Source organism: Halomonas sp. GFAJ-1, from assembly GCF_000236625.2.
Classification (GTDB): Bacteria; Pseudomonadota; Gammaproteobacteria; order Pseudomonadales; family Halomonadaceae; genus Vreelandella.
The window spans coordinates 21,841-48,373 of record NZ_AHBC01000013.1; the positions used below are offsets into that span (position 1 = coordinate 21,841).

A 26,533-nucleotide genomic window follows, 5' to 3' on the forward strand; every position below is an offset into this window, starting at 1 on the left:
GCATTTAAAATAAGGCGCCAGGCGAATTGCGGCCCATTATCCAGTTTTTCACCCGCTTCGTCTTGGTCAACGTTACCCGTTTAACGACTTTACCAGCACCTTGGATTTTCGTGCGTGGTTATAGGTTTCGCGTTTTAACGGCGGCAGGTCATCTAGGTTAGCCGTGCGAAAGCCGCGCTCCACAAACCAGTGGGCGGTATGGGTAGTGAGCACAAATATTTCTGCCAGTCCACGCTGGCGGGCACGGCGCTCTAATGCCTCGACTAAGCGCTCGCCCCGCTCGCCGCCCCGGTAGTTACCGTGTACCGCTACGCAGGCCATTTCGCCCACGGTGGTACCGGGGAAAACATGCAGCGCGGCGCAACCAATCACCATGCCGTCCCGCTCGATCACCATGTAATCATCTATTTCATGCTCAAGCCGCTCCCGGGAGCGGGCCACCAGCATGCCACGACGCTCTAACGGTTCTAGCAATTCAAGCAGGCCCGCTACATCGTTAAGCGTGGCTGGGCGAAGCTGCTCGTAGCGGTGTTGGGTGATCATGGTGCCCACCCCGTCACGGGTGAACAGCTCCCCCAATAGCGCATCGTGATTACGCCAGGAAAGTAAGTGGGTGCGAGCTACACCTTCCCGGGCAGCGGTACAGGCCGCGTTTAAGTGGCGTGCCAACTCGCTGCCCGGCAACGCATGCTGCAGGCGAGGCTCGGCTTCTGCGGGGGAGAGCTGGCGCAGCAGCGCGCCCTGCTCGTCTTCTAGCCCCTCAGATTCACCCAGTAAAATCAGCTTATCTGCCTTTAGGGCAACGGCGGCATGCTGGGCCACATCCGAGGCATCTAAATCAAACACTTCGCCGGTACTGGAGAAGCCCAACGGTGGTAGCAACACCAGCGAGCCTTTTTCAAGCAGTCCTTCAATGGCGCTGGCCCGCACCCGGCGTACTTCGCCACTGTGGTCAAAATCGACCCCTTCACGCACGCCCAGTGGCTTGGCAGTCACTAAGTTGCCGGAAATCACGCTAAGCTCCACGCCGTGCAGCGGCGTGCTGGGCAGGCCAAGTGACAGCCGCGCTTCCAGCCATAGCCGCTGGTGGGCGGCCACCTGCTCGACATGGGCCATTACCGCGCGGTCGGCTACCCAGCGGCCATCGACACGGGTTGGCTCAACACCGGCAGCGAGGAGTGACTCGTGCACCTGGGGGCGTATACCAAACACCACCACTAACCGCACGCCCAGGGTATGTAGTAACGCCAAATCCTGGATCAGCTGCTCCCCTCGGCCAGACGCCATGGCTTCGCCCTCAATTAAGATGACAAAGGTTCGTCCCCGGTGCGCATTAATATAGGGGGAGGCATTGCGAAACCAATCAACAAAGGGGAAACGTGTGTCCAAGGGCCGCTCTCCGGCAGCAGGTGAAAGAAAAATAACCGCACTTACTTTAACAGAGCACAAAAAACAGCGGCACCTTCTTGTGAAAAGAAGGTGCCGCTGGGGTTCAGCCTACCCTGGCACCATGCCAAAGCGCGCCGTACAGGCTAATCGCCCATTAGCCAAACATGCCTTTAAACATAAAGAAGAACAGGATAGCTAAGCCTGCCCCTGCAGGCAGGGTAATCAACCACGACATCACGATGGTGCCAATCACACGCAGGTTAAGAGCCGCCATACCGCGTGCTAAGCCCACCCCAAGGATTGCCCCTACCAAGGTGTGGGTAGTGGAAATCGGCAAGCCCGTACCGGACGCCAGTACGACCGTGGTAGCCGCCGCCAGCGTGGCCGCAAAACCACGGCTGGGGGTTAGCTCGGTAATGCCAGTACCTACGGTGGCAATGACTTTATGGCCGTAGGTGACAAGACCAAAGACGATGCCACCGCCACCAAGCACCAGCACCCACCAAGGGACTAACGCAGCACTATCGATAACACCATCGCTACGCACCACGCTAATCACCGCCGCCAACGGGCCAACGGCATTCGCCACATCGTTAGAGCCGTGGGCAAAGGCCATCGCACAGGCGGTAAAGATCATCAACACGCCAAACACCCGCTCAACGTTGGCATAACCAAAGTGGTCGCTTGCGTTTTTTTCGTATTTGATACGCCGCTGCATCACCACGCCCAAGCCCATAATGACGACACCAATCAGGATCGACAGAAGGAAGCTTTGACCAAACGAAAGATCCAGCCCGACATGGGTCAACCCCTTAGTGAGCGTGACCATGGAAACAATAAAGCCCACTAAGAAGATGTAGCCCGGCACATAGCGTTTGGCGGCAGCAAACGGATCGTTACTTTCAAAAATCAGGTGATGAACCGACTTGAACAGCACAAAACCAATGGTACCGGCCAACAAGGGCGAGACTACCCAGCTGGACGCAATCTGCCCCACTTTGCCCCATGCTACGGCTTCCACACCTAAACCTACTGCGCCAAAGCCGACGATAGCACCCACAATGGAGTGAGTAGTGGATACCGGCCAGCCGCGAGCAGAGGCAATCATCAGCCAAATCGCTGCTGCCAGTAGCGCGGAGAGCATGCCATAGACCAATAGTTGCGGGTTTGCCTCAAGCAGTACCGGATCAAGCATGCCGCCGCGAATCGTTGCGGTCACCTCCCCACCAGCTAACCAGGCGCCTAAAAATTCAAAAATAACCGCAATGATGATGGCCTGCTTGATGGTGATCGCTTTCGACCCCACCGAGGTACCCATGGCGTTGGCCACATCGTTGGCACCTACGCCCCACGCCATAAAGAAGCCAAACAGACAGGCTAGGATAATAAAAATTTCACCGTGCTGGGCAATAATCAGCATGAGAACCCCTTAGCGAGCGGTCAGAATCTGTAGGCGACTGCCCACGCGTTCGGCGCGATCGGATAGCTCGCCGACCCAGTCAATGATCTTGTAGAGAAAGATCACATCCACGGGGGGCAACTGGCTTTCCAGTTCAAACAAACGGCGGCGAATCGCCACTTGTTGACCATCCGCTTGGTGTTCGAGGGTGTGCAGTTCACGGATCATGTTCTGCATGACATCGGAAACATTGCGCCCAAACCCGGACTCCAGCAGGTCTTTAAGCTCTTCGAGCGCCTGGCGTGCCTGGGCAACACAGGCCACGCTGGTGACCATATACTCGCGCATAGGCGCTGCTAGCTCATCGGGCACGCGCATTTTACGGCCCAGCATAATGCCGGTAATGTCGCGTACTTTATTAGCGATTTTGTCCTGTACGCTGATCAAGTCGAGCAGGTCAGAGCGCGATACGGGCAAGAACATAGTGTTGGGAAGGTTTAGCCGCAGCTCGGTTTTGAGCATATCCGCATCGTGCTCTAACCGGGTCACGTTTTCGCGTAACGTGGTCGCGGTTTCCCAATCACCGATAAGGGTTGCCTCAAAGAAGGGCAACAGTTGATCGGCACATTCATTAGCCTTGACGATGTGAGCCAACAGCGGCTGGAATGGCGAGCGGCCAAACATCGCGGAAAAAGGGTTGGAGGTAACCATATAGCCTTTAGCCTGTTTTCGGAGTGCCTGGAAATGGCGGGCGCTAGTATAAAGAGTGCGCCTGCCCCCGTCATAAAAAGTTCATAATGTCGTTAGAAACTCGCCAAACCGTCACACAGCTAAGGTGGCTAATATCATGAAAAATTCAAACCTCAATTCTGCCATTAATGAGGTTGAGCTTAAGCTGGCACTGCCTTCCACACAGGTGGATGCGCTGTTTAACCACGCGACCGTTGTGGGTGCGGCGCCATTAAAACAGCATTTAGTTAATACCTACTTCGACACGCCTGCCGGTGATTTAGCCAGGAGCCAGATCGCCGTACGCCTGCGCCAAGTAGATAGCCACGTGCTGCAAACGGTTAAAACTGCAGGCCATGGCAGCGGAGGCCTATCAAGCCGCCAGGAGTGGGAGTGGGCGCTTAACCACCGGCAGCTGGACGCTACCGCTCTTGCTGAACTTCCACCCTTTCAAGGCGAACTAGCAAGGGCTATTGAGCAACTAACCCCTACGTTAAATACCGACTTTACCCGTCACAGCTGGCAGCTAACGTGGCAAGGTAGCCATATTGAGCTGGTATTGGACGAGGGGGAAATTATCAGCGGCGGCGCCCACGCATTGATTTGCGAGGTAGAACTGGAGTTAAAAGCGGGCGAACCAGAAGCGCTATGGTCCCTGGCACTAGCGCTTACGGAAAGCGTGCCGCTGCGGCCATCTGACAGCAGCAAAGCTGCCCGGGGTAACGCCTTGGCCGCTAACCAGTGGCCGCTTCCGGATGCCAGCACGCCCGCCCAGTGGCTACACCGGGCTACCCTGGCGCTAGATGCTTATCACGACAGTGGTCAAAACACGCACTTAGTAGCGGCCCAGCAGGCCTTGAATGCCCTGGCCACTCACCCTCAGCTGGACGATAACCTACACCCTATTGCCCAACAGCTGCCCAATGCACTTACTGCCAACGGGCAGCCGAGTGCTGCTTACGGCCACGCCGCGTTAACGCTGGCCCATCGCTTGTCGACACAAACCCCGCTACGCTGATACGCATTAAGCCCACTTCAGGATGACACGATGAGCTTTCATTTAACCCCCGGTGCAGAGGGGCTGCGCACGCGGCTTTTCCATATTATTTTTGAGTCGGATACGCCGGGGGCCAAGGCATTTGATCTTGCGCTGATTATTGCCATTTTGATGAGTGTAGCGGTAATACTGCTAAACAGCGTGGAAGCCTACGCCACGCGCTATGGCGCTATTTTTTTCTATGTGGAGTGGGCCTTTACCCTGCTATTTACCATCGAGCTAGCAGTGAGGATCTATTGCCTTGAACGCCCAACCCTCTATCTAAAAAGTTTTTACGGCATCATAGACCTGATCGCCATTTTGCCCACGTGGCTAGTGCTATTAGTGCCCGGCGCTCAAGGGCTGGTCATTGTTCGGCTACTGCGTGTGCTGCGTATTTTCCGCATTTTACGCTTAATGGAGTTTGTCGGCGAAGCGCGGCTGCTAATAGATGCGCTCAAACGTAGCCTACGCCAGATTTTGCTGTTTTTTAGCAGCATTCTGATGGTTGTTACGCTGTTTGCCGCGCTGATGTACACCATTGAGTCGCCAGAGGCAGGCTTTACCAGCATCCCCATGTCCATTTATTGGGCGATTGTTAGCATGACCACCGTAGGCTACGGCGACATTGTGCCCGCCACGCCCTTGGGCAAGTCGATCACTATGATTTTGATGCTGCTGGGGTACTCGATTATCGCCGTACCTACAGGGGTATTTTCGGCCCAGGTAATACGCTCTATTCGAGAGGATCGTTATTCAGATGAAGCCTGCCCTGGCTGCGGCCACGACCGGCACGAAAAGCGCGCCCGCTACTGCTTGCGCTGCGGCACATGGCTGGACGAAGAGAGCGAAGATCCACGCAAGAAGAAAAAAGAGCACAAAAACGAAAAAAGGCCCTAGTCATGCACTAGGGCCTTCTCAGCGAGCTGGCTAGCTTTCAAGTGGGCAGCTACAACTTACTCGTCTTCAAAAGGTGCTTGCCAAGCTTCAAGCTCCGCGCCGCTCCAATTTCCGTAGGACGCATTGGGGAACACAATCCAGTCGTTACCAAACCGTTCTGCATGATCATTAACCAGATCGCGCTGCTCTTCAAGGCTGGCGTCGACAAAGTCACCCGAGAAATCATGCAGCGTATCGCCCAGCTGCATCACAAGCGTGTGGTTGTCTTCGACAATCGCGCGACGCTCGGTCTTCGGAGGGCCAAGCAACATCACTCGCTCGTCAGATACCTGGGGAAACTCTAATGCTTCCATGGTAGCCAGCGTATCCGCTTTATTTTCTTGGTAGCGATCCGATACATAGTAGATCGACACACCCTGCTCATCGGCAAACTTCAGGAACTCCATGGCACCTGGGATCAAACGCGGCTCGCCTTCGCGCTCCCAATGCAGCCAAGTATCCCAAACAGTGAAGTCGTGACAGGCCTGCATATCGCGCACTAATAGGGCACTGTTATCGATAAGGGTCTCATCCACATCGGTAATGATGGCCAAGTCGGCACCTTCACCATGCGCTTCAATCTGTTTCTCCAGACGATAGGTCGCCAGTTCGAAGCCTTGGCGCTGTAAAGCAATTATTTCTGCGGATTGCTGTTGGTAACGAAGTCCCATGGCGTATTCAGTCTGTTCACAGGCACTAGCGTCATCGGCTACAGCGTTTCCCGACAGCGGGAGTAGCGCTAAGCTTGCGAAAGCCGTTGCTGTGGCAGCATTACGGTATCGAGATATCGTCATTAAGCAATCTCCAGTTATTGGTGATTATCAAGTCGCGGGGGAACCCCACACCATTCATCACAATTAATTATAGACATTAAGCATTATCATCATAATTTATTTTTATTGCTCATTCAAATAAGAAAGGAGACATGCCAAAGAAAGCACTATTGATGCGCTTGTTATCACTGCTCTGGATGGATGATAGATACATGCAGAAGGTAAACGTAAACAGCCCCCGTCATCAGGGGGCTGGTCATCAATGCTAGCAGGGTATTAACTCGTAAACGGCGAAACATCGCCCCGGCCTTCGCGCAGGATTTTAGGCGGCAGCTCACGTAGGTCGATCACACTGGTGGGGTCTAAATGACAGGCACCACCGTCGATAATGGCGTCTAAATGGGCGCCAAAGCGTTCGCGGATCTCTTCAGGGTCGCTCATGGGCAGGTCATCGCCGACCGGGATAAGCGTTACGCTCATGAGCGGCTCGCCCAGCGCGGCTAACAAGGCGTGGGTAATACGGTGGTCCGGCACGCGCACCCCGATAGAACGACGCTTAGGGTGCAGTAATAGGCGCGGAACTTCGGTCGTGGCATCCAGAATGAAGGTATAGGGGCCAGGCGTATGCGCTTTTAACAGCCGAAACACGGCGTTATCGACCTTGGCGTAGGTGCCTATCTCAGACAGATCCGAACACACCAGCGTAAAGTTGTGTTTATCGTCTAGAGAGCGCAGCCATTTGATTTTCTCAATCGCCTTTTTTTCGCCCAAGTGGCAGCCCAGCGCATAGCCGGAGTCCGTCGGATACGCGACCACACCGCCTTTACGAATGATTTCTATGGCTTGGTCGATCAAACGCTTTTGCGGATTTTCTGGGTGTATCTGGAAATATTGGCTCATCGCTTGCTCCTGCTGGTAGGGCTATGTTCGCTATGTATTTTTTAGCTTGATCCGTTCAGCTTAGCTGATTCGCAGGCTTGTCACCCACGCGCCAGCATTCCACTGGGCGCATCACGCAGATGCGCGAGGCGCGGGTGCTCCCAGATAGGCGGCGCAGCGGTACGGGGGATCAAACTCATGCTACCGGGGGCAGCGTGGCTACCGGGAAAGTGAAAATCGCTTCCCATAGAGGCGTAGAAGCCACGTTCGACCAGTTGGCGTGCCAGGTCACGGGTGCTGTCAGGGTTTTGCTGGCCGCTCACCAGCTCTACCCCCTGCCCACCGGCTGCTTGGAAGGTGTCCATGAGCAGGCCGCGCTTGCGCCGAGTTAGCCCGTGGCGCAGCGGATGCGCGAGAACCGCCACGCCCCCCGAGGCTACTACCCACCCTACTGCCTCGCTAATTTCTGGCCAGAGTGCTTTTACATCGCCTTTTTTACCGCTGCCTAGGTAGCGCTTAAACGCGCCCGCCCAGTCAGGCACCATGCCTTCGGCTACCAGTGCGCGGGCAAAATCAGGACGACCCAAGGGGCGCTCGCTACCCGCCTGCTGCCGGGCTTTTTCAAGCGCATTGGCAAGCCCCGCTTTCTCCAGCCGCTCAGCAATCACCTCGGCACGCTGTATGCGTGCCAGGCGCTGCTGTTCAAGCCCTTCTATCATAGAACCCTGCAGTCCGCCGGGCATAAGCGCCACCACATGAATATTAATTCCCTGCCAACGGGTGGATAACTCACAGCCAGGTACCAGGCATAGCCCTGCGTGCTGAGCAGCTTCTGCCGCTTCGGCTACGCCGTCCATGGTGTCGTGGTCGGTTAATGCCATGTGGCTAAGCCCACGCTCAGCGCACAGCGTTACTAGCGCCGTTGGGGTAAGCGCGCCGTCGGACGCCGTTGAGTGCATGTGTAAATCCACGGGGTAACGCTGGTCGGCATCAAACACATGGGGCAAAGAAATTGCAGGAAGTAGGGGCATAAGCATGACGCCGTGTGGCGAGTTTGTCAGAATAGGTGAGTCATACACAAACAGGCATCCTGTTTCCCCGTTAACGGTTCACAGGCGCTCGCCATGGTGCGCGCTAATGTAGAGGCGGTCAATCCTACGGCTTAACTACCGCCTCTTGCATTCAAGGAGTTACACCTATGCTATACGCGATTATTAGTGAAGATGTATCTAACAGCTTGGAGCGCCGCTTAGCGGCCCGACCCGACCACCTCGCCCGGCTAGAGGCATTGCGCGATGAAGGCCGCTTGGTGCTAGCAGGCCCCCATCCAGCCATTGATGCCGAAAACCCAGGTGAAGCCGGCTTTAGCGGCAGCTTAGTGGTCGCAGAGTTTGAAAGCTTAGATGCCGCTCAAGCCTGGGCAGACGCTGACCCGTATATCATTGCAGGGGTGTATGCCAAGGTAATTGTTAAGCCATTCAAGAAAGTTTTGCCTTGACCGATTAGAGTGAGTGTGGAGGGACCGACGTCTTTTTCACAGAGCCTGTGGAAAACTCTGTGAAAACTCGGCGGACGCTTTTCTATAAGCCAGCGATAGCGCCACGATTAACAAGTTGGTTATTTTTTAACCAATTTTTATTATTTACTTCATCACCACGGATACCCGCGTGACCCACCGCCCTGTTCAACGCCCCATTGTCCTACCCCCGCTTGCGGCGTTAAGCGTTCCGTTGCTCTCCTGGAACGACGCCTCACCCCACTCGGATGCCTTCGGTGATGTCTACTTTTCCCGGGAAGATGGCCGCGCGGAAACCGAGCACGTCTTCTTAGGGGCCAATCATCTTCCCGAGCGTTTTTCCACTTGGCAGCACACCCGCGCCTTTGTGATCGGTGAAACAGGCTTTGGCACCGGGTTAAATATGCTCTGCGCCTGGGCCTGTTTTGAACAGCACGCACCCGCCAACGCGCGACTGCATCTGTTATCCACAGAGATGTTTCCCCTCGACCGAGACTCATTGACCCGCGCGTTAAGCGCCTGGCCTTCGCTCGCGCGTTATTCACAGCAGCTATGTGCCCTATGGCCAGAGGCTGTCAGCGGTATCCACCGATTACACCTTAGCGAGCGTGTCACGCTAGACCTGCACTTTGGCGATACCACAGAACGGCTGACGCTATTAGCAGGCCTGGTGGACGCGTGGTTTTTAGACGGCTTCGCGCCCTCTAAAAACCCTGGTATGTGGCAGCCAGCGTTGTTTGAAGCCATGGCCGCCCGCTCTCGCCCGGGCGCTACTTTTGCCACGTTCACCTGTGCAGGCATTGTTAAACGCGGTTTAAAAGCAGCAGGGTTTCACTGGAAAAAGGTGCCGGGGTTTGGGCGTAAACGGGAAATGCTCGCAGGCTCTATCGACACGCCACCTAGCGACACCCGCCGCCAATCAACACCATGGTTCACGCCCCCCGCGGCGAAGCCCGCTAACCATGTGGTCGTCATAGGTGCCGGCATCGCCGGTTGCAGCATGGCGGCGGCTCTGGCAAAACGCGGGCTAAAAGTGACCGTTATTGAAAGAGATGCCCCAGGTGCAGGCGGCTCTGGCAACCGTCAGGGAGCGTTGTATGTAAAACTCGCCGCCGAAACCAACCCTCAAAGCCGCTTCTATTTTGCGGGATTGCTCTACAGCCAGCGCTGGCTTAGTCAGCTCGTTTCCAGCACGCCGCTTGAGATGCCTCTGTGGCAGCCCTGCGGGGTGGTGCAGTTAGCCTTAAGCGACAAAGAGGCCGCTCGCCAACAGCGCTTTATGGCCGGCCATCCACTGCCAGAAACCGTGGTTTCCGCCCAGAGAGAAGCACTTAGCGAACTCAGCGGTGTGCCGGTATCAGCCGATCACGGGCTTTTTTATCCCCAGGCGGGCTGGGTTCAGCCCAAACGGTTGTGTGAGCAGCTGCTTGAACACGCCAATATCACGCTCTATAAAGGGGAAGCCTCCGCTTTGCACCAGGAAGGCAGCCAATGGCAGGTTGAGATGGCTAGCGGTAATTCCGTCAGCGCTGATCACGTGGTGGTGGCCAACGCGACGCTTGCCAACCGTTTTGCACAGACCGCTGAACTGCCATTGCAGCAGGTACGCGGCCAAGTCAGTGAACTGCCCCTCCCCAAAGGAGTAAAGGCCCCCAAGCGGGTAGTGTGCGCCGGTGGCTATGTGTCGCCACCGTTGGAAGGCGTTTTGACATTTGGCGCCAGCTTTGTGCCCAATGACGCCACCCACCACGTCACCACTGACGACCACCAGCGCAACATTGACGAGCTGCGCCTGGCGCTACCCGAGTGGGTCGCAGAGCTTGAAGCATCTGGCCTAGCGTTAAGTGCTGACGCCCTGGGAGGCCGCGCTGCTGTTCGCGCGGCAAGCCCAGATAAAAGCCCCTATGCAGGGCCAGTGCCGAAGGCAGCTGCCTGGCAACGCGACTACGCGGTGCTGCGCAAAGATGCCTCAAAAGCGCCCAATATCAACGGGGAGCACTACGCTGGACTGTGGATCTCCACTGCCCATGGCTCTCGCGGGCTGGCCAGCGCCCCGTTGTGCGCCGAAGTGATTGCCTCAAGTGTATGCGACGACCCGCTACCGCTAGAGTTACCGCTGGTAGATCACCTGCACCCTGGGCGGCGCATTATCACCGCGCTGGTGCGAGCTCAGTAGTCGCCCTCTTCCTCATCATCAGCTAGGTCTCGCCCAAAGGAGCGCCATTGGGCGAGCGTCATCACTTCGGTCATTTCCAGCTCCAGGTCATGAGCAATAATCAGTTCATGGCGCTCTAACTGTTTTTTCACCTCGGCTACCCAGCCGTGCATACCCTCGCCGGTTGTATCGGTGGTGTCATAGCCCTGGCGGGTGACAAACGCTTCCAACAAGGCATTCAGTGTTTCCGGCGGCAGCATGCGCGCCGGCACTTCGATAAATCGGCTCATTCGCTCTGCTCCCAGGCAGCTAGGCGCTCAATAAACGTCGCTTCATCAATGACCTCAACGCCCAGCTGCTCTGCTTTGGCTAACTTGCTGCCTGCTGCCTCACCGGCCACTAAGCAGCTGGTTTTCTTTGAGACACTGCCCGCCACTTTAGCCCCCAGCAATTGCAGCCGCGCTTTACCTTCGTCCCGGGTCATGGTGTCCATGGCACCTGTCAGCACCCAGGTTTGCCCTTCAAGGGGAGTGGGCCCATGGGTCACTTCACTCTCTTGCCAGGTGATACCGGCATCCAGCAGCGCTTGAAGGGTCTCTAGGTTATGGGGCTGGCGGAAGAAGGTGTGGATATGGGCTGCCACAATAGGCCCCACATCATTAACTGCTTCTAGCGCAGTGAGGTCAGCGTCTTGCAACGCTTGCAAGGTTCCAAAATGGTTGGCCACGTTAGCCGCCGTCGCCTCGCCCACCTCACGAATGCCCAACGCGTAAATAAACCGCGCCAAGGTAGTATTTTTAGCCTTATCCAGCGCGTTCACCAAGTTAGTAGACGACTTCTCGCCCATGCGCGGCAGGCTTTGCAATTGCCCCGCCGTCAGGTGAAACAAGTCTGCCGGGGTTTTCACCCAGTCTAGATCCACTAACTGCTCAATAAGCTTTTCACCCAGCCCATCAACATCCAGCGCCTTTCGGCTGGCGAAGTGCTTTAGCGCTTCTTTGCGCTGGGCAGCGCAGTAGAGCCCACCCGAGCAGCGGGCAACTGCTTCGCCTTCCAGGCGTTCAATGTCCGAGCCGCACACTGGGCAGTGGTCAGGAAAGGTAATCGTGCGTGCTTCTGCCGGTCGCTTATCGGTATCCACCCGCACAACCTGGGGAATAACATCCCCTGCACGGCGAATAGCGACGGTATCGCCAATCATCACACCCAGACGGGTGATCTCATCGGCGTTATGCAGTGTCGCGTTGGATACCGTTACGCCGGCAACCGTAACCGGCTCAAGCCGCGCGACCGGCGTAATAGCCCCGGTGCGGCCCACCTGAAACTCTACATCATTCAGTGTGGTGACCTCTTCCTGGGCAGGAAATTTAAACGCTACTGCCCAGCGCGGGGCACGGGCCACAAAGCCAAGCTCTCGCTGGTGACGAAGATCATTCACCTTAATCACAACGCCATCAATGTCATAGCCCAATTGATCACGCTTTTCGCCTAGCTGTTCGCAGTAGTCAGCGACGGCCTGGGGGCCGCGCATAGTGCTTAACTCGGCGCTGGTGCGAAACCCAAGCACCGATAGTCGCGCCATCAGCGCACTGTGGGTAGTGTCACCCATATCAGGCTGCAACCGTGCCGCTTGATAAGCATGAAACTCTAATGGGCGAGTGGCGGTAATACGCGGGTCAAGCTGGCGTAAGCTGCCAGCGGCTGCGTTGCGCGGGTTGGCAAACACCTTACTGTCTTCATCCCTGGCACGGTCATTAAGCGCCTCAAAACCCGCATGGCGCATAATCACCTCGCCGCGCACTTCCAACAGCTCGGGTAGGTCTTTACCTATCAGTTTTAGTGGTACAGAACGCAGGGTGCGCAAGTTCGAGGTAATTCCCTCCCCGGTGCGTCCATCCCCGCGGGTGGCGCCAATCACTAATACGCCCTGCTCATACACTAGCGATACCGCCGCGCCATCAAGCTTTGGCTCGCAGCTAAACTCAATCTCTGTTGCGTCACACTCCAAGCGCTCGGCGACCCGTTCAGCAAAGGCCACCACATCATCACGGCTAAAAGCATTATCCAATGAGAGCATGGGAATAGCATGGGCGACTTCAGGAAAGCCCTCCGCCGGTGCAGCACCTACACGCTGGGTGGGCGAATCTGGCGATATCAGCGTAGGGTGCTCAGCCTCTAGTTGCGTCAAGCGCTGAAGCTTTCGGTCATAGTCCGCATCGGTCAGTTTCGGTTCGTCCAACACGTAGTAGCGGTAATTAGCATCATCTAGGTCGGCGCGGAGCTGGCTAATTTCTTCAAGCAAACGGGGGTCAGTCTGACTCATTCAGGAGGTTCCGGCATACAAAGTAAAACAGACGTTTAATAACAAAAACACCCGCCTTCGTAGAAGGCGGGTGTTATAACAACGCGGTGATTAACGTGCCTGCAATTGGCGGTGCAGGCGGTGGCGACGCTCAAACTCGTGCACTCGCTGGCGAGCAAACTCAATGGTTTGCGCGGTCATCACGCTGCGGTTTTCATCTTTTAACTCACCGCCCATATGGCGTACCAACACCATAGCGGTTTCCACCATGGCCTCAAAAGCGGCGGAACTATCCGTCGCACCGGGTAGAGGCATCAGGAACGTAATACCCGGGGTAACGAACTCGTCCATTTCCTCAATGGGGAAAGTACCGGGCTTAAGCACGTTAACCATCGAGAACTGCAGCTCACTATCAGCGCTTTCCGTTTCAAACCGGTGAAAAACGCCCATTTCACGGCTGTAGCGCAGCCCGCATACCATCATTAATTCAAGTAGCTTGGCACCATCAAAGCCTTCGAGATCACGTGATAGAACGCTAATCACGACCATTTCATCGGCGTTGGTCAACGTTTCCTTGGCATGCGCGCCATTAACGTCGTGGCGTAACGCCTTTTCAAGCGCTGGGTGGGCACGTACAACGCGATCCTGGGCGGTGTAAGCATCGGTTACATATTCATCATACTCATCGACGCTGTCGTAACCTTGGGAATAGTCGTTAGCATATCCCTCGGAGAGGCCTTGATAATGTCCTTCATCATGGCGGCTCACCGGAGAGCTAGCGGCAGCTTCACGCGCTTCTTGCTGCATTGCAATTCGCTGAGCTTCCGCGGCGCTGGCCGCCGCTTCTCGGGCCTCTGCACGCTCTTGGGCAATACGGGCTTTTTCAGCTTCAGCGGCTTCTTTCGCCTCGCGGCGCTGCTCTGCTTCGAGGGCCTTGCGCTCAGCTTTCTGTTTGGCTAATGCTTCGGCACGCTTGGCTTTTTCAGCTTTCTTAATGGCTTTTTGCTTGCGGCGCTCAATCAAGCGGCGTTTAAAGGAGCGTCCAATACCCTCAAAATCAACCAGACGGTATTCATCAATGGCATCGTCATCAAGCTCGTCGTGTTCGCCCACCGTATCTGAGCGCAGCTGACGGCGCTTAGGCGCATCAGAGGCGTGTTTGGCAAACACAGCATCTTCCGGCTCGGCACGCAGTACGGGCTCTGGCTCTGCTTGGCGCTCTGGCGCCTCCGTTTGTGCGGGGGCTTCTTCTGCCGTAGAAAGAGTGGCAGATGGAGTATCAACACCTGAAACAGGCTGTTCAGTAGCGGTAATGCTAGCCGCAGCAGTTTGGGCAGCTGGCTGAGGCGGCGCTTGCTCTACCTTGGTTTTTTCACTTTTTAGTTTTTGATCAGCAATGATGGCTTCAGAAGCAGTTGGTTCAGAGACCGTTGGTTCAGAGACAGTGGTTTTAGAAACAGTTGGTTCAGAAGCAACGCTTTCAGGCATTATGGATTCAGGAATCGTTGCTGCTTGAGCAGTCGCTGAGGGCATCCGGCTGTCGTTATCGGCCATGGACATGCTAGGCTCGCGACGGTCTTGCTCGAATGCTGGCTGCTCACTGTGCTTGACCTCATGGGTTGAGGGCGCGCTAGCCTGAGGTTCGATAATAGGTGGAGCAGATACAGTCTTAGGTGGAACAGACGCAGTTTTCTGCTTAGCCGTAAATTTGTGCTTAGGCATCGCTTTAGAAAAGGAGTGTTTAAAATCATTGAGCACTTTGGAAGGCCCAGGATGCTCTTGTCTCTCTAACTTGGGCTTTTTTCCAAGCCCGCTGTAGTCAGCAGGTTTAACTACCCTGGCGCCACCGTTGGGTAACTCCCAGTTTATCTCGGCCTCTTTAGCATCGTCATCGAACTCCTCCGGTTTAACGGCCGGTAAGTCGTTGACTGCTTGGTCCAGTCGAGGGACGCGACGCTGACGCTGGAGTCTTCGCACACCGTCGACCACGATAAGCGAAACAAGCGCCAGTCCTAGAATGATTAACCACTCTCTTAATTCCATGTCGAGCATTCCATGGGTCATTTAACCGGTTGCTAAGGCGCCATGCCTGAAGACGGAAACCTTTTGGATAGTAACTAATTATCACCAAGCATAGCGCGATTGCTACGAAAAGGGCCACTTTTTGCTATTTTCTACGTTAGTGCGACGCATTAGATGTTTTTAAGGCAATTTTCCGACCGTATCAACCGTGAAAAGTGCAATTTTAGTGCTTATTAACATCAAGTACCGCATCTTTTCACTTTGGCTTTGCTCATTCACTAAGCGAAAGGCCGCCCGCTCGTCCCTCTAACTCGTTAATCCAGCTGCCTTTAAATCCAACATCCTTGATTCTGTATGAATCTAACTTTTCTGATACTGCCCTGGCGTTTGAAGCATGGTGTTTGAATAGTTTAACAAAAGTGATCAGTGTTCAGCGCTGATGAATCACCCCAGCTTCTATTGCTGAATGTAAGGCTAGTGAATATTTTTGTTTCTTGCGAATTTCTCTAAAAGATTCTGTTCGCGTACGGTGATGCACTGACGCTTAGTGGTTAAAGCTGTACAGAGAAAATGCTAATCCACCAGTGCAGCGGCTTCATCAATCCCCACCGAGACTAGCCGCGACACCCCAGGCTCCTGCATCGTTACCCCCATCAGGCGCTCAGCAGCTTCCATGGCAATTTTATTGTGGGTAATGTAGATAAACTGCACGCTTTCCGACATCTCTTTGACTAGCTTGGCATAACGGCCAACGTTGGCGTCGTCCAGCGGGGCATCTACCTCGTCTAGCATACAGAACGGCGCCGGGTTGAGCTGAAAAATCGCAAAGACCAGGGAGAGCGCCGTTAGCGCCTTTTCACCCCCCGATAAAAGATGAATTGTACTGTTTTTCTTGCCTGGCGGGCGGGCCATGATGGCCACGCCGGTTTCCAAAAGATCATCCCCGGTTAAGGTTAGCCAAGCAGCCCCGCCGCCAAATACTCGCGGAAATAGCGTTTGCAGCCCCGTATTCACCTGCTCAAACGTTTCCCTAAAGCGTACGCGGGTTTCCTGATCAATACGCTTAATCGCACGCTCCAACGTTTCCAACGCTTCGGTTAACTCGGCATGTTGGGCTTCCAGGTAGTTACGCCGTTCAGCCTGTTGGTCGTACTCTTCAATGGCGGCAAGATTGATGGCGCCCAAGCGGCGAATTTTATCCGTAGTGCTCTCTAAACGCTCCTGCCATGCGGTTTCACTGGCGTCGTGGGGCAAGTGTTCGGCAAGGGTTTCTGCGTCATGACCAAGCTCGGCTAACTGTTCATCCTGGGTAGCGGCCTTTAGCACCAGCGCTTGCACTTCCATGCGGCGCTGCTGCAGCTGCTCACGGCTCTGCTCTAGGTTACGTTCATGCTGCTGACGGGCCAGCTCGTCATTCCGCAGTTGCTCAGCCAGGGCTTGGGCCTTTTGGCGAGTCTCGTTTAAGCGTCGCTCTTGCTGTTCGCGCTGATAAAGCAGCTCCTCAAGTTCTTCGGCGGCAAGTTCAACCGGCTCTACCAACATTTCCCGTGCTTCTTCTAACTCGGCAATACGCAGCGCCAGACGCTCTTCACTATCGCTACTGCGGGCTTGCTGGGCACGTAGGCTATCGCGTTCAGCAGTTAGCCTTTCCCGCTCAAGTGCTAGGGACTGCTGGCGCGCTTTAAGGGGCGCGTGCTGCTGGTTGAGCTGCTCGCGTTGCTCGCGCTGACGACTACGCTGCTGAACGCTAGCTTCACGCGCGTTAGCAGCGGCTTCTAACTGCTCCATGGCACTGTGCCAGCGGGCACGCTGCTCTTCTAGCGTGAGCGTTAGTTCCGCCTCGTCCTCCTGCAGCTGTGCCAATTCATCGTTAAGCTCGCTGGCACGGCCCTCTAAATGCTCCAGCCGCTGGGCGAGGCGCTGCTCTTGAACCGCTAACTGCTGCAGCGTCGCCGCATGAGCGCGCTCTTCTGAGGCCTGCTGCTCCCGGGTATGCTCTAATGCTTCGATGGTGTCACTAGCGGCGTCACACTGCGCGTCTAGCAGTGCCAGCGCCTTTTCATCCTGCTCGCGACGGGCGGCTAACTCATCATAGCGGCGGCGGGTTACCAAAAGCGCATCCACGCCTTCGCCATTGGCCTGCTGGTGAAGCCAGCCACGTCCGCGCCAAACCCCATCACGGCTCACCACACTCTCCCCCGGTGCTAGGGTCGCAAGCAGCGCCTCGGCGTCTTGAGAGGTTTCCGCATAGTGAATACGTGCCAGCCACTCGCCGAGTGCACCTGCGCCGGTTACCAGCGAATCTAGACGGTGGCGAAGTGACGGTGAATACGCCGTTTGTTCGATCAAACACCAGTCAGTCGCCAGCGCTTCAGGCAAGGTTTTTAATTGCTCAGTGGCGACCAAGCGGGCATTTAGCCACGGCTCAAGCAGCCAAGAGATCACCCGCTCCCACCCTTGGGTGACGCTAATGGCTTCTCCCAAGCGCGGGGCATCTGTAAGGTCATGGGCCGCTAACACATCCGCTAGCATTGGGTCGTGGTCGGCCAACGCAGCTTCAATTAACGCATTAAGCGAAGCCAGCTCTCCTTGGCGTTGCGTTAACTCGGCGCGCTGCTGGTCGCGGGCCTGAACAGCCTGTTGGTAGGCGGCTTTGGCATCGCTGTAGCGTTGCTGCCACTGGTCGCGTTCAACTTGAAATGCGCCGCTGCGCTGCTCCGCCTCGTCACGCTGCTCTTGACACTCGGCGTGTTCTGAACGTAGCACGGTGACATCGGCCAACTCCCCTTGCTGCTGCCGACGCCGCTGGCTTTCCGTTTGCAGGCGGGTGATGCGCTGCTCTAAGTTGCGTAGCTGATCTTGGCTACGGTCGGCTTCACGACTGGCATCCCGCCAGTGATTCTCGGCATCACTCCACTGCTGCTCGGCGGCTTCTAACGCAGGGGAGGCGTCAGCGAGGGTTTGCTCAAGAATCTCCAGCTGCTCCTCAAGCGCTTCATGTTCAGGCAGTAGGTCATCGAAGCGAGCGTTGATTGTCGCGAGGCGTTCTTGGTCGCCCTCGCTGACCCGGCGCTGTTCGCTCAGGTCTCTACGAGCGGTGGTGATATCGCTTGCTAGCTGCGCATCGCGGCTGCGACGGTGAGCTTGATCTTGTTCTAGGCGGGCGATGCGCGTAGTGGTTTCGTAAAACTGCTGCTGGTGGCGGTCAAGCACCTCGGCCAGCTCATCGTGCTGCTCACGGGCTTGCTCAAGGCGTGTTTCGCACTGGCGAACGCCAAAAACGTCTTTTTCAACGGCAATTTCCAACTCGCGGACGCGGCTTTCTTGATGGGACTGCTCAATACGCAGCGTGCGACCGCGCAATAGAGCAAGCTCGCCCTTTAGCCGGTACTCTTGTTGTTTGAGTTCTTGATAGCGTTTTGCCGCTTCTGCCTGACGCTTAAGGCGTTCCAGCTGTTTATCCAGCTCTTCACGAATATCATCCAGGCGCTCTAAGTTTTCCTGAGTACGGCGCATGCGGTTTTCAGTTTCCCGGCGGCGCTCTTTGTACTTAGAAATACCGGCGGCTTCTTCAAGCGTAGCGCGCAAGTCATCGGGCCGGGCTTCAATCAGCCGGGAAATCATTCCCTGACCAATAATCGCGTAGGAGCGTGGGCCAAGGCCGGTGCCCATGAAAAGATCCGCAATATCCCGACGGCGGCACTTCTGGCCATTAAAAAAGTAGTTGGATTGACCATCTCGGGTTACTAGGCGCTTAACGGCAATCTCTGAATACTGGGCATACACGCCACCCATGCCGCCATCACGGTTATCGAACTTTAGCTCAATGGACGCTTGACCAATGGGCTTACGACCCGTTGAGCCATTGAAGATAACGTCGGCCATTGACTCACCGCGCAGGGTTTTCGCTGAGGACTCCCCCATTACCCAGCGCACGGCATCAATGATATTGGATTTACCACAACCGTTTGGCCCAACGATGGCCGTCATATTGCCATCGAAGGGCACGGTGACAGGGTCAACAAAGGACTTAAACCCAACCAGACGAATAGAGGTTAAGCGCATTGCGACCCTTCTTAGCAGCTACTTACGTGGCGGTTATTCAAAAACGCGGTTGATAACGACATTCGCCGCTTCATCTTCGCTAATTGGGCCTACGCTAACGTTATCCAAGTCACCAAACAAATCCCCTGGCTGAGGCGTTGCCTGGCCAGAAGGCGAAACACGCACCATCAGGCGCGCGTCGCGCACTTGGGAGATCTGCGCGTCGGGCGACATAGCAGCGGTATCGTCTAATACCACGGTGATCGGCAGCTCAGAGACCTGGGCACTGACCACCGCTAGCGGCGGCAGCTCGCCTTCTCGATCCCGTGCAGTAATGAACACCGCCGCATCATCATCGACACTGCCCACTAGGGTCTCATCTAACGACACGGTTACCCGTATACCCTGGCTTTGCGCGGCTTCTACATTGGCTGTTTCAGGCTCAATGCCTAAGCGCTGCTGGGCAACGCGAACACCATCGCGCAGCGAAGAGGCTGTATTGGGGTCTTCAATATTAGCGAGAGCCCGGCGCCAGTGATCAATAGCAGCTTCATATTCACCGTTATCAAAGGCATAAATGCCCAGGATACCCAACACAGTGGGCTGGCGCGGATCTTGCGCCAGGGTTTCGTCCACTAAGTCTTGAACCTCTGGAACCAGCTCACGCTCGGCCATAAAGAATCGCAGCTGGGCTAACTGGGCAAGCAGCGGCGGAATCCGGCCGTCAATTTCGATTAACCGCTCCAAGGCAGCGGCAGCTTGTTCTGGCTGGCCTGAGTCGCGGTATAGCGGAAAGAGCAAGCTCCACACGTTAGGGTTATTAGGCTGACGGGCGGCCTCGGCCTCCATGCGTTCTAGATACATGGCTAATGAGCCGTCTGGGTCGTTTCTAACCTCCTGTTGAATAGCATATAGGGTTAGATCGCCCTCAGCGCCGTGCTGCTGGTACCAAAACACGCTTGCAACGACGACCGTCACCATCAGCACGGGCACCACAACTTTACCGGCAGTCGCGGCTTTTAGCGGCCGTTTAGTAATAACGACCGTGTCGTCCAGCAGGCTGCGCTCCAGCTCAAGCCGATCTTCTTCGAAACGGGCTTCATCAATATCACCGCGTTCGCGGGCGGCTTCCAGGGAAGCTAAGCGGCGTCTAAATATCGCCACATTCTGTTCAGCAGAGGTATCGTTAGCTTCAAAGTGATGTAGCTGATCACTCAGCTTACGGGCGCCACGCATCGGTGCTATTAACAGCCATAGCGTAGGCAGTAACAGTAACGCAATTGCTATCCAGAGCGGTGTCATGAGGACCTCTCGCGGTTGATCAGCGCATCTAGGCGGGCGCGTTCTTCGGCGCTAAGGGCTTTTGCAGAGGCATTACGGCGGGCACGCACCATTAACACGACCACCAGCATCCCCACAAAAATCAGCCCAATGGGCAGCCCCCATAGCAGGTAGGTGCGGTTTTCCAGGCGAGGGTTGTAAAGAATATAATCCCCAAATCGCTGCACCATATGATCAATAATTTCGATGTCCGACTGGCCATCCTGAAGCAGTAGGTAAACCCGCTCGCGCATATCACCTGAGATAGGTGCATCAGAGTCATCGATGGCCTGATTTTCACATAGCGGGCAGCGCATGGAGGCGGTCAAGTCGCGGTAGCGCTTCTCCATTACCGGGTCATCAAACTCTCTAACTTCGATACCGCCAGCAATTGCACTGGCTGTAAAGAGCAACATCAAGAGAACTGAAAGCGTACGAATTAACGCCATTTTTCCACCTCCGGCAGGATGCGTTCGCGGACATCTTCAGGCGATACGTAGCCTTTATGGTGATAGCGAATCACACCGTCGGCATCGACTAAAAAGGTCTCTGGCGCGCCATAAACACCCAGGTCAAAGCCTAAGCTGCCTTCAGGATCAAAGATATTGACCTCAAAGGGGTCGCCAAACTCGCTTAAAAATTCCAGCCCTTTTTCACGGGTATCGCGATAGTTGATGCCCACCATACGGATATTATGATCAGCCAATGCCAGCAACTGAGGCATTTCTTGTTTACAAGCGGGGCACCACTCTCCCCATATGTTCACAAGCGTAACCTCGCCGGTGAGCAGCGTCTGGTCTACGCGACGGCTGGCATCGCGCAGAGTGCTGGCCTCAAAGGCGGGGAATTCCCGTGCCATCAGCGCAGAATCCCGGTCAGAAGGATTAATCCCCAACCCCTGATAAAGAAACAGTGCGATACCGATAAAGCCAACCGGCAGCAGTAGCAGTAGCAAGCGACGGGTCATGCCGTAGCCTCCTTCGACGGCGCTTGAGCAGCATCGGCAGGCGCGGACTTACGCGCAGTCACCCGACGGTAGCGCTTATCCACTATGGCCAGTATGCCGCCGAAGGACATCAGCAATCCGCCCAGCCACAGCCAGCGTACAAACGGCTTATATTGAACACGCATGGCGTAGCTGCCGTCTTCTAGATCCTCACCCATGGCCACATACAGGTCGCGGAATAAGCCAGGACGCAAAGCGACTTGGGTCATTGGCATGCCAGTCGCCAAATACAGACGTTTTTCCGGGCGCATGATGAAGCTACGCCCTGTTTCGCCACGCTGTACATGGATAATCGATGTGTCTGCCAAAAAGTTTGGCCCACGGCGATTGGTAAGCTCCGTCATGGTGAACTGGTAGCCCGCGACCTCCACCGTGGTGCCTGGTGACATACGCACGTTACGCTCGATGTTGTAGTTAGAAACAATCGCCACCCCAACAATCGTCACCGCAATACCCACGTGGCCCAGCACCATGCCCCAATAGGCCAACGAGAGCTTGCGCAGGCCGGCCAAAAACGAGCTGGCGTGGCGCGTTTTATCAAATAGATCGCGCACCATGGGCAAGACAATCCACAGGGCTGAAATAATCCCTAACGACACCCATAGGTTCCATTCACCGCCGTATAGCAGCGGCATTGCCGCGCCTAATACCAGCGATGCAGCCCCTGCCAGCCATAGCTTACGCACTAGCTCCCCCGCAGGCATGCTCTTCCAGCGGGCCACGGGGCCTAAGCCCATAAAGACACACATGATGACCGTAAGGGGGACAAATAACGCGTTAAAGTAAGGAGGCCCTACGCTGATTTTACCCAGCCCCATCGAGTCTAGAATCAGCGGGTAGACGGTTCCCAACAACACCGTCACCGTCATGATGACCAGTAGAATATTGTTGATCAGCAGCAGTGAGTCCCGTGAAAGCCAGTTAAAACCAACTTTATGGCTAACCCGTGGCGCGCGCAGTGCAAACACCAACAACGAGAGCGTGACCGTGATGGTTAGCAGCATCAAAATAAAGAAGCCGCGGGAAGGGTCGTTGGCAAAGGCGTGAACCGACGTCAGTACGCCGGAGCGCACCAAGAAAGTGCCCAACAAGGAGAGCGAGAACGTGGAGATCGCCAGCAATACCGACCAGCTTTTAAACGAGCCGCGTTTTTCGGTGACCGCCAACGAGTGCATTAATGCCGTACCCGTGAGCCAAGGTAGCAGCGACGCGTTTTCGACCGGATCCCAGAACCACCAGCCGCCCCAGCCAAGCTCGTAGTAGGCCCACCAGCTACCTAGCGCAATCCCTACGGTAAGAAACGCCCAGGCCAAGTTGGTCCAAGGGCGCGCCCAGCGGGTCCAAGCGGCATCCAAACGCCCACCTAAAAGCGCTGCAATAGCGAATGCAAAAACAACGGAAAAGCCGACATAGCCCATATACAGCATCGGTGGATGCACAATGAGGCCAAAATCTTGAAGCAGCGGGTTTAGATCCGCACCATCCTGCGGCATGTTAGGCAGTAGACGCTCAAAGGGGTTGGAGGTCATTAAGATAAACAGCAGGAAGCCAACGCAGACCATTCCCATGATGCCTTGAACCCGTGCCACCATGTCCCGTGGCAAATCACCTGAGAACACCGATGCCGCATAACCCCAGCCCGCCAGCATCAGGCTCCATAGCAGTACCGAGCCTTCATGGTTGCCCCATACTGCACTAAACTTGTAGTACCAGGGCAGTAGCGAGTTAGAGTTGTTGGCAACGTTAGCAACGCTGAAATCATCCAGCATGTAGCTTGTTGTAAGGCAGATATAAGCAATCGCGACAAAGAAAAACTGGCCGGCTGCCATAGGACGACCATACGCCATCCACAGTGGGCGGCGGGTCGCCGCCCCTGCAAGCGGCATAATCGACTGAACTATCGCCATTAGCAGGGCAATAACCAGGGCAAAATGGCCAATTTCAGGAATCATTTTTATGAACATGAGCGCTCCGAGATAGCACTGGGCAAAACAGCATGCTGCGCAGCAGGGCAGCGTGAGCGTTAGTATTCGCTAGCGTGTGGAACGCCTTCTTGCTCCAACCGCTCACCGACTTTAGCCGCCTTCGCTTGGAAGTCGGCCGGTGAGTAGCCTGCTTCTTTCAGCGCTTGGGCAACTTCTGGCGGCATATAGTTTTCATCGTGGCGCGCCAGCACTTGGTCAGCCCGGAAACGCCCGTCGGCTTGAAGCTCCCCCACGACGACAACCCCCTGCCCCTCGCGGAACAGATCCGGCAAAATCCCACTGTAATAAACATCGAGATCGTCTACGTAGTCAGTCACCGTAAACTCAACATTCAAGCTTTCTCGATCGCGGGAAACAGAGCCCTCTTTCACCATGCCACCAGCACGGATTTGGCGCTCGATAGGTGCATTGCCTTGTGCAATTTGTACCGGGCTGAAAAACAAATTGATGTTGGCACGCAGCGCGTAAAGGGTCAGCCCAACGGCAATCGCCGTTAACGAGACTAACCCTAAAATAACAAACAGCTTTTGCTTACGTTTAGGCGTCATGATGAACGTCCCCTTGAACAGGTTTAACCGGTGCCTGCGCTGATTTATGCGGGTAGTTGTTAGCCTGACTTTCACGGCGAGCACGACGTTTTAAGCTGCTAAGCAGCTGGCGACGCTCCAGCCGCGCATGCCACAAAATGACTAAAAACAACAGCGCTGTAACGCCCCAGGCGGCCCATACGTAAGGCCCATGACCGCCCATTGCGAGAAATTCATTAATCGATGAGAAAGCCATTAACGCGACTCCTCTATAAGGTCACGCACCCAGCGCTTACTGGCCTCACGGCGTAAGATTTCGCTGCGCGTACGCATCAGCGTTAAACCAATAAAAAAGCTGTAAAACCCAAGCACCATAATCAACAGCGGTGCCCACATTTCCAGAGGCATCGCCGCTCGGCCGGTAATGGTAAAGGTGGCGGGCTGGTGTAGCGTGTACCACCAATCAACCGAATATTTAATAATTGGAATATTGATGACACCTACCATCGCCAATACTGATGCTGCGCGTGAGCCGCTGTCTCGGCTACTGAACGCCCCCCGCAAGGCAATGACGCCTAAATACAGAAACAACAAAATTAGCATGGAGGTAAGGCGGGCATCCCACATCCACCACGTGCCCCAGGTGGGCACTCCCCATACCGCGCCTGAAAACAGCGCTATAAACGTCATTGCAGCACCCAGGGGGGCCATAACGGTTGCAGCCATATCGGCGATTTTGATCTTCCACACCATAAACACTAACCCAGTGATGGCCATGGAAACAAAAATTGACTGGGCCAAAAACGCAGCTGGCACATGGACATAAATAATCCGGAAACTATTGCCCTGTTGATAGTCCGCAGGAGCAAAAGCAAGTCCCCATACCGTGCCGGTTATCAACAGCAGCGCTGCAAGCGCCCAAAACCAAGGCTGCAGCTTAGCGCTAATTGCGTAAAACCACTTGGGTGATCTCAGTTTATTAATAAAGGCCCACATGGAATTTCCGTCCTTTAGCCGTTGATACTGATACGTAGCGATGCAGCAATCGCCCAAGGTGAAAGCATTAACGCCATCGCAAGTAACGCCCCTAAGATGGCCAAGTGCGCCGTTACCCCATCGCCCATAATCGCAGCCTGTACGGCGCCTGCACCAAAAATAAGTATTGGAATATAAAGCGGCAGTACCAGCAGTGAAAGCAGTACCCCTCCCCGTGCCAAACCTACCGTTAGTGCAGCGCCAATCGCACCAATTAAACTCAAGCTAGCCGTACCAAGCGCCAGTGAAAGTGCTAAAACCAAATAGCTACCAGCTGGGAGTGCCAACATAATGCCCAACAATGGCGCCATTAGTGCGAGTGGCAGGCCGGTAAGTAGCCAGTGTACAGCTACTTTTGCTAGCCCTAACGCTGCCAGAGGTTGCGGCGCTAGAAGGAGTTGCTCCAGGCTGCCATCTTCGTAATCACTGCGAAATAGGCTATCTAAAGAGAGCAGCGCCGCTAGCAGTGCGGCTACCCACAATAGCCCAGGCGCGATAACCGCTAACAGCTGAGGGTCTGGTGAAATACCAATGGGAAAGAGGGTAATCACCAAGGCAAAAAACACTAGAGGGTTCAGCACCTCCCCTCGCCGCCTAAGCATCAGCGTTAGATCACGCCTGAGTGTGGCGTTAAGCGCAACAATTAGCCCCCCTTTGGGGTCGTGCATAGGCATTACCGGGGCACTGACGGTGGCATTTGTACTGGGCAACGCTATCTCCTTTTACCCCAACTGTACTCTTCGAAGTACGGGTGAAGCGGTTAACTCGTGATGCGTGGTAACCAGTACACACCCTCCTGCTTTGGCGTGCGCAACTAACTGCGTCTCAAGCGCTGCCACACCGTTACGATCAATCGCCGTAAATGGCTCATCCAGCACCCAAAGAGCTCTAGGGATAAGCGTTAACCTTGCCAGCGCAATCCGCCGCTGCTGGCCCGCAGAAAGCTGCCCTGCCGGCACGTCTTCAAAGCCTCTCAGCCCCACCTTAGCCAAGGCCTCTTCACGCTGCTCTTCAGAGCCTTGCTCACCGCTAAGTGCCTGATACCAAGTAAGGTTTTCTAAGGGAGTCAGACCCGACTTAACCCCTGGGGCGTGTCCTAAATAGAGCAAATTGGCGAGAAAATGTTCACGGGTTTCACGCATTAATGCGCCATTCCAGTAAAGATCGCCATGATAATCGCTCAGTTGGCCCGAGAGAATTTTCAACAGCGTTGTTTTACCGCTGCCATTAGGGCCTTCAATGCGCACGATCTCACCCCGTTGGATATCAAGATCGAGCCCTTCAAATAGCCAACGGTCATCGCGTTCACAGGCCAATTGTCGGGCTTGTAGGCACAGGCTCAAAGGTCTCTCCAGCCATATTGAATTCGGGTCGAACTCTACACGGAAAGGCACTTTCTCGCCAGTCGCACTCTGCGGCCTTGGGTCGCAGCATGATACATATCATCAGGACCGCAAAAAAAGCGTGCTGAAAATAA

At 55.3% G+C, this 26,533-nt stretch carries 23 protein-coding genes; 4 read left to right on the forward strand and 19 right to left on the reverse strand.

Annotation, left to right across the window (positions count from 1 at the left end; genetic code table 11):
• Positions 1-72 precede the first annotated feature (72 nt).
• The 3 genes from argA to MOY_RS03745 all read right to left on the reverse strand — a co-directional run bounded on the left by argA (position 73) and on the right by MOY_RS03745 (position 3,499).
• Complete coding sequence (argA, locus tag MOY_RS03735) at positions 73-1,389, reverse strand: amino-acid N-acetyltransferase (protein WP_009096657.1); 1,317 nt, start codon at positions 1,387-1,389, stop codon at positions 73-75.
• 154 nt (positions 1,390-1,543) lie between these two features.
• Positions 1,544-2,809 carry an inorganic phosphate transporter gene (locus MOY_RS03740; protein WP_009096659.1) on the reverse strand — a complete coding sequence of 422 codons (1,266 nt, stop codon included), beginning with the start codon at positions 2,807-2,809 and terminating at the stop codon, positions 1,544-1,546.
• A gap of 9 nt (positions 2,810-2,818) precedes the next feature.
• Positions 2,819-3,499: a TIGR00153 family protein gene (locus MOY_RS03745; protein ID WP_009096661.1), complete on the reverse strand. Its 681-nt coding sequence runs from the start codon at positions 3,497-3,499 to the stop codon at positions 2,819-2,821.
• A 136-nt stretch (positions 3,500-3,635) separates the two neighbouring features.
• Here MOY_RS03745 and MOY_RS03750 point away from each other — a divergent pair, with 136 nt between their 5' ends.
• Together MOY_RS03750 and MOY_RS03755 are read left to right on the forward strand one after the other, a co-directional pair.
• Entirely contained in the window at positions 3,636-4,535 is a 900-nt protein-coding gene (locus MOY_RS03750; RefSeq protein WP_009096664.1) for a CYTH domain-containing protein, read from the forward strand.
• A 30-nt stretch (positions 4,536-4,565) separates the two neighbouring features.
• Positions 4,566-5,453, forward strand: coding sequence for an ion transporter (locus MOY_RS03755; protein WP_009096666.1), 888 nt, complete (start codon positions 4,566-4,568; stop codon positions 5,451-5,453).
• Positions 5,454-5,509: 56 nt separating this feature from the next.
• Here MOY_RS03755 and MOY_RS03760 read toward each other — a convergent pair whose 3' ends face one another.
• The 3 genes from MOY_RS03760 to MOY_RS03770 form a co-directional block, all read right to left on the reverse strand.
• Positions 5,510-6,286 (reverse strand): 5'-nucleotidase, lipoprotein e(P4) family, encoded by a 777-nt coding sequence (locus tag MOY_RS03760; protein WP_009096667.1) that lies wholly within the window; start codon positions 6,284-6,286, stop codon positions 5,510-5,512.
• A 255-nt stretch (positions 6,287-6,541) separates the two neighbouring features.
• The gene (locus MOY_RS03765; protein WP_009096669.1) at positions 6,542-7,165 is read right to left on the reverse strand and encodes an L-threonylcarbamoyladenylate synthase; all 624 of its coding nucleotides are present in this window, start codon (positions 7,163-7,165) and stop codon (positions 6,542-6,544) included.
• Positions 7,166-7,245: 80 nt separating this feature from the next.
• Complete coding sequence (locus MOY_RS03770; RefSeq protein WP_035539988.1) at positions 7,246-8,175, reverse strand: PHP domain-containing protein; 930 nt, start codon at positions 8,173-8,175, stop codon at positions 7,246-7,248.
• 167 nt (positions 8,176-8,342) lie between these two features.
• Between MOY_RS03770 and MOY_RS03775 the strand changes: the two genes are divergently transcribed.
• A complete protein-coding gene (locus MOY_RS03775; protein WP_009096673.1) occupies positions 8,343-8,642 on the forward strand; it encodes a YciI family protein in 300 nt (99 codons plus the stop codon).
• Positions 8,643-8,811: 169 nt separating this feature from the next.
• Positions 8,812-10,836 carry a bifunctional tRNA (5-methylaminomethyl-2-thiouridine)(34)-methyltransferase MnmD/FAD-dependent 5-carboxymethylaminomethyl-2-thiouridine(34) oxidoreductase MnmC gene (mnmC, locus tag MOY_RS03780; RefSeq protein WP_009096676.1) on the forward strand — a complete coding sequence of 675 codons (2,025 nt, stop codon included), beginning with the start codon at positions 8,812-8,814 and terminating at the stop codon, positions 10,834-10,836.
• On the opposite strand, the gene MOY_RS03785 is transcribed toward mnmC, so the two are convergent.
• From MOY_RS03785 to ccmA, 13 genes are all read right to left on the reverse strand, one after another.
• Positions 10,830-11,105 (reverse strand): YheU family protein, encoded by a 276-nt coding sequence (locus tag MOY_RS03785; RefSeq protein WP_009096679.1) that lies wholly within the window; start codon positions 11,103-11,105, stop codon positions 10,830-10,832. The two genes, mnmC and MOY_RS03785, sit on opposite strands and share 7 nt — an antisense overlap.
• Positions 11,102-13,138: an NAD-dependent DNA ligase LigA gene (gene ligA, locus MOY_RS03790; RefSeq protein WP_009096681.1), complete on the reverse strand. Its 2,037-nt coding sequence runs from the start codon at positions 13,136-13,138 to the stop codon at positions 11,102-11,104. Before ligA ends, MOY_RS03785 begins: the two co-directional genes overlap by 4 nt.
• Before the next feature lie 90 nt (positions 13,139-13,228).
• On the reverse strand, positions 13,229-15,160 hold the full coding sequence (gene zipA, locus MOY_RS03795) for a cell division protein ZipA (RefSeq protein ID WP_009096683.1): 1,932 nt from the start codon (positions 15,158-15,160) through the stop codon (positions 13,229-13,231).
• Between the two features lie 552 nt (positions 15,161-15,712).
• Entirely contained in the window at positions 15,713-19,204 is a 3,492-nt protein-coding gene (gene smc, locus MOY_RS03800) for a chromosome segregation protein SMC (protein WP_009096685.1), read from the reverse strand.
• A 33-nt stretch (positions 19,205-19,237) separates the two neighbouring features.
• Entirely contained in the window at positions 19,238-20,485 is a 1,248-nt protein-coding gene (gene ccmI / locus MOY_RS03805; RefSeq protein WP_009096687.1) for a c-type cytochrome biogenesis protein CcmI, read from the reverse strand.
• The gene (locus tag MOY_RS03810; protein WP_009096689.1) at positions 20,482-20,952 is read right to left on the reverse strand and encodes a cytochrome c-type biogenesis protein; all 471 of its coding nucleotides are present in this window, start codon (positions 20,950-20,952) and stop codon (positions 20,482-20,484) included. The genes ccmI and MOY_RS03810 overlap by 4 nt, the downstream gene beginning before the upstream one ends.
• Positions 20,943-21,470: a DsbE family thiol:disulfide interchange protein gene (locus MOY_RS03815; protein ID WP_009096691.1), complete on the reverse strand. Its 528-nt coding sequence runs from the start codon at positions 21,468-21,470 to the stop codon at positions 20,943-20,945. The genes MOY_RS03810 and MOY_RS03815 overlap by 10 nt, the downstream gene beginning before the upstream one ends.
• Positions 21,467-23,473, reverse strand: coding sequence for a heme lyase CcmF/NrfE family subunit (locus MOY_RS03820; RefSeq protein WP_009096693.1), 2,007 nt, complete (start codon positions 23,471-23,473; stop codon positions 21,467-21,469). The genes MOY_RS03815 and MOY_RS03820 overlap by 4 nt, the downstream gene beginning before the upstream one ends.
• 59 nt (positions 23,474-23,532) lie before the next feature.
• Entirely contained in the window at positions 23,533-24,042 is a 510-nt protein-coding gene (gene ccmE, locus MOY_RS03825) for a cytochrome c maturation protein CcmE (RefSeq protein WP_009096695.1), read from the reverse strand.
• Complete coding sequence (gene ccmD / locus MOY_RS03830; RefSeq protein ID WP_009096697.1) at positions 24,032-24,277, reverse strand: heme exporter protein CcmD; 246 nt, start codon at positions 24,275-24,277, stop codon at positions 24,032-24,034. The genes ccmE and ccmD overlap by 11 nt, the downstream gene beginning before the upstream one ends.
• Positions 24,277-25,017: a heme ABC transporter permease gene (locus MOY_RS03835; protein WP_009096699.1), complete on the reverse strand. Its 741-nt coding sequence runs from the start codon at positions 25,015-25,017 to the stop codon at positions 24,277-24,279. The genes ccmD and MOY_RS03835 overlap by 1 nt, the downstream gene beginning before the upstream one ends.
• A 14-nt stretch (positions 25,018-25,031) precedes the next feature.
• Complete coding sequence (ccmB, locus tag MOY_RS03840) at positions 25,032-25,730, reverse strand: heme exporter protein CcmB (RefSeq protein WP_193391955.1); 699 nt, start codon at positions 25,728-25,730, stop codon at positions 25,032-25,034.
• A gap of 48 nt (positions 25,731-25,778) precedes the next feature.
• Positions 25,779-26,399: a cytochrome c biogenesis heme-transporting ATPase CcmA gene (gene ccmA, locus MOY_RS03845; protein ID WP_009096704.1), complete on the reverse strand. Its 621-nt coding sequence runs from the start codon at positions 26,397-26,399 to the stop codon at positions 25,779-25,781.
• Positions 26,400-26,533: the final 134 nt, after the last annotated feature.